General features: G+C 62.1%; 1 protein-coding gene. It reads left to right on the top strand.

What is annotated here, in order from left to right:
• Positions 1 to 185 precede the first annotated feature (185 nt).
• Positions 186 to 1,188, top strand: a 1,003-nt coding sequence (locus tag AWB74_RS44710) for a tyrosine-type recombinase/integrase (protein WP_061152823.1), incomplete at its 3' end; no start/stop codon positions are given.

Raw genomic sequence — 1,188 nt, 5'->3', positions numbered from 1 at the left:
AGCACTCATAATACAACGTATTTCGCTTTAATCCTAACGCCACTTGGCAATGGATTTGACATTAATCCTATAATGTCGAGGACAATGGCCGAAAGGAGCGAAAACAAATGAGGTGATCTTGAAGCCCGCCCTGCCTCCCCCCGACGTCCCATGCACTTGAGCCTGCACCGCTCGAAACGCTCGTCATCCCGCTTGCATTGGACGGCAGCGCGGGCTCGAACCGTCCCTCGACGGGACGCGCGCAGATCTCCGCGAACAACGACCTCGATGCGATTCGGGCGTGGCTGTCCCGCTTCGTCGATACGAGGACAACGTTCGAGAACTACCGAAAAGAAGCCGAGCGGCTCGTACTCTGGTCCGTCGTCATGCTCGGCAAGCCGCTCGCCTCCCTCACACACGAGGACTGCCTGCGCTATCAGCGGTTCCTGGCCGACCCGCAACCGGCCGCGACCTGGGTCGCAGGCGGCGGTCGCAAGCATGCGCGCACGGATGCGCGCTGGCGCCCGTTCTATGGGCCGCTCTCACCCGCGAGTCAGCGCCAGGCCATCGTGATTCTGAATGCGTTGTTTTCGTGGCTGGTTCAAGCTGGGTATCTGGCGGGCAACCCGCTCTCGCTTTCCCGACAGCGTGCCCGGCAAGCGGCGCCGCACATCACTCGCTATTTGGAGCCGAGCATCTGGCAAGAGGTCAAAGACTACATCGCGACCATGCCACGGGACACAGCGCGCGAGTCCGCTCATGCGTATCGCGTGCGATGGCTCTTCACACTGCTCTACCTTGGCGGCCTGCGCATCGCGGAAGTCGGCGCGAACAACATGGGGCAATTCTCTGTAAGGCGCGACGTCGATGGCACGATGAGATGGTGGCTGACTGTGCATGGCAAAGGCGGCAAGGAGCGTCTGATTCCGGCCACGCGCGAAATGATGGTGGAACTCTCGCGATACCGACAGCATCTCGGGCTGAGTGCACTCCCCTCACCCAATGAAGATACGCCGCTGGTGCTGCCGATTGGCGCGACGACAGCGAACGGCGGCACGCAGACGTGCGCGCCTCTGACCCGCGCCGCTTTGCACGCGATCGTCAAAGAAGTCTTTGCGGGTGCCGCGGTGAAACTCCGAGAGCGCGACCCGTCCGCTGCCGCGCGCGCCGACATCCTCGAGCAAGCGTCTGCTCACTGGCTAAGACACA

Source organism: Caballeronia arvi, assembly GCF_001544695.2.
In the GTDB taxonomy this organism is placed as follows: Bacteria; Pseudomonadota; Gammaproteobacteria; order Burkholderiales; family Burkholderiaceae; genus Caballeronia; species Caballeronia arvi.
The sequence above is the reverse complement of the archived record's forward strand: the minus strand, read 5'-3'. Positions and strand labels throughout refer to the sequence as shown.